This window comes from Synechococcales cyanobacterium T60_A2020_003, from assembly GCA_015272205.1.
GTDB lineage: Bacteria > Cyanobacteriota > Cyanobacteriia > RECH01 > RECH01 > JACYMB01.
In genome coordinates this window covers 1-2,610 of sequence record JACYMB010000321.1, presented here as the reverse complement: position 1 = coordinate 2,610, position 2,610 = coordinate 1, and the positions used below count along the sequence as shown (strand labels likewise).

3 protein-coding genes are annotated in these 2,610 nt (G+C 49.4%); 1 reads left to right on the top strand and 2 read right to left on the bottom strand.

Features of this window, described 5'->3' with window-relative positions; translation table 11 throughout:
• Positions 1-1,096: glycogen debranching enzyme family protein (locus IGR76_15790; GenBank protein ID MBF2079933.1), on the bottom strand; the 1,096-nt coding region annotated here is incomplete at its 3' end.
• A 363-nt stretch (positions 1,097-1,459) separates the two neighbouring features.
• On the opposite strand from IGR76_15790, the gene IGR76_15785 reads away from it, so the two are divergent.
• Positions 1,460-2,062, top strand: coding sequence for a peroxiredoxin (locus IGR76_15785; GenBank protein MBF2079932.1), 603 nt, complete (start codon positions 1,460-1,462; stop codon positions 2,060-2,062).
• A 372-nt stretch (positions 2,063-2,434) separates the two neighbouring features.
• Here IGR76_15785 and IGR76_15780 read toward each other — a convergent pair.
• The coding region (locus IGR76_15780; GenBank protein ID MBF2079931.1) for an IS5/IS1182 family transposase at positions 2,435-2,610 on the bottom strand (176 nt) is incomplete at its 5' end.

Here is a 2,610-nt window from a genome sequence, read left to right as displayed (position 1 = left end):
GGCCGTTCTGGCAAAACTGCCCAAAGGTTTGCAGCAGGCCGCGTGCTAAGGTGTAGCGACGAGTGGCCAGAGCTAATCCTGGTAGAGCGATTAGCGTATCTCGTCCCCAGTCGTTAAACCAGGGATATCCGGCAATGAAAGTTGGCCCTTGGATGGATGATCGATACACCACAAATTGGTCACTGGCATGGAGGAGACATTTTTTGAGGTTGGCAAGGGGGTCTTGCGGTGACGAGATCAGGTCAGCAAACTGGTTTTCTAAGCGATGCTGAGTAGTCAGAATCGTTTGGTCAAACGTATGAGAATCTAGGGGCTGGGGCGATGGCCCGATTGAATCGGGGGTGCGAACACGCGCCTCTAGAATCACGGAATCGCCAGGTTGCAGGGAAACCACAAGGCAACCCGGATTAAATAAATCTTCGCGATCGCCCAATCCGCGCTTTGTTTCCTCAGGATATCGATAGTCCCAATACCAGATGCCGTCGGGATAGTAATTACCGTGGCTCCACTCTAACTGCCAGGATGTTCCCAACCCGTTTGGACGGCGGGCTTGAATCAGGAGTCGCTTAGACTCCACGATCTGAGAAAAGCGTAAATCTGCAGAGGCTTGCTGCTGGTGATGGAAGTCGCGATCGCACACCAACGGCCTAAGCTTGAGGATAACGGGTTCGTGCCCTTCGTACCGATAGCGGACTAAAACCCGGTTGCATAACCGTTGAGTGGTGTGTTCCAGATCTGGAGCAATGAGTCCATAGGGCATCACAATTTGCCGAGTGATTCTCCACTCCGACTCTCCCCAAACCCAGGTAGGCACTGGCTCGGTTTGAAACGAACGGAGTAATCGATACCCTTGGGGTGCGATCGCCCGACTCCCCCAGAAATTGGTGCTGAGTTCCATAGACTGCCGTGCAGGTGTGCCGCCGATTTCGAGGGTGGCATCAATGTGGGCTAAGAGCAAATGTCGGCGGCTCGGTGGTTCTAAGGCCGCAAACAACCACCCGTGGTACGTGCGCGTGTGCGCATCCGAAACGGTTCCACTGGCAAAGCTACCGAGACCATTAGTTAACAGCCACTCTCGGGTATCTAAATACTCCATGCACTCAATCCGTTGGTGATGAACCGCAATAAATGGATCGCAATATACGATGTCTCAGTCGCCATTTAACGATGCCAAGCGTCATTTGTGCTAGCTATTGTTGCATCTGTTCAGGATTGCGATCGCTGCGCTATGGTCTTACAGAAAAAATGCTTAAATAATTGTAAAGTTCTTCGAACATCGGGCGATCGCCTAGTAGTGCAGTCTGAACTCTACTCAAAATCGTTATGAGTATGATATATTTGTAACAGTTCGTGACAACTTAAATTGTCGAGACGCGTGGGCAAACGCTTCGGTTTACCCCGGTTTTAGCAATAAATCAGTCTTAGAGATAAAAGTAGTCATCTGTTAGGAGAGTATTTCATGTCTTATCAAGAAGGATGTCTTCGAGTTGGTCAAGCCGCTCCAGATTTTACGGCTACGGCTGTTGTTGACCAAGAATTCAAGACGATTAAGCTATCTGACTACGAGGGTAAGTATGTCGTTCTATTTTTCTATCCGTTAGATTTCACCTTTGTTTGTCCCACGGAAATTACCGCGTTTAGCGATCGCTACGAAGAATTCAAAGCGCTAAACACTGAAGTGTTGGGTGTATCCGTTGACAGTGAGTTTTCTCACCTCGCGTGGATTCAGACCGATCGCAAGGCGGGTGGCGTTGGGGATCTCAACTACCCCTTAGTGTCTGACATCAAGAAAGAGATCAGTACCGCCTACAACGTCCTAGAGCCTGATGCAGGCGTTGCCCTCCGAGGACTCTTCATCATCGATAAAGAGGGTGTGATCCAGCACTCTACCATTAACAACCTGTCCTTTGGTCGCAGCGTAGATGAGACCTTGCGTACTCTGCAGGCCATTCAGTACGTTCAGTCGCATCCGGATGAAGTGTGTCCTGCTGGTTGGCAGCCGGGTGATAAAACCATGAATCCTGACCCCGTGAAATCCAAGGAATTCTTCGCCGCCGTTTAGGATTCTTTTCTAGGCAACGGCTAGCGCTTGATCGCCATGATATTGCCGTAACGGGATTGCACATGTGATGACGCCTCTTTTCGAGGCGTCTTTTTTATGTTGAATTCTGGTTCCGGAGTGAGGATTCAAGCAATGGCATGCAGAGTCGTCTGAATCTCAATTGTCCATGACGCCTTCGCGCTTAGGTAGAGGAGGGACACTGTTAGCTATGCCCTGAGTTCTGTGGGCTAAACCCGCCCGTAGCGAACGAGAGAGGAGGAGGGTCTGCATTATCTATTTCTTTCGCAGCAATCTATTTTAACAACTGTTCATCCTTTGGCTTTGTTGCATGATTAGAAAAACGGTCAGGTTCGCCTTGAGAGTGTCCTGGTATTAACCTTCAACCTTGTAGCTATCGGGTTTAGCGATCTGAATCATGCGGTTGAGCGCAACACATTTGATGAACAATTCCACGGCTTGATTGTCAAATTGACGTGCACTGAGATTGCCCCCAAAAATAGTCTTAAAGCGGAACATGGTAGTTTCAGCAATCGAACGACGATGATAGC

Excerpts from the sequence above, each read along its gene's own strand:
- IGR76_15785 (MBF2079932.1), top strand. The coding sequence starts at position 1,460 with ATGTCTTATCAAGAAGGATGTCTTCGAGTTGGTCAAGCCGCTCCAGAT.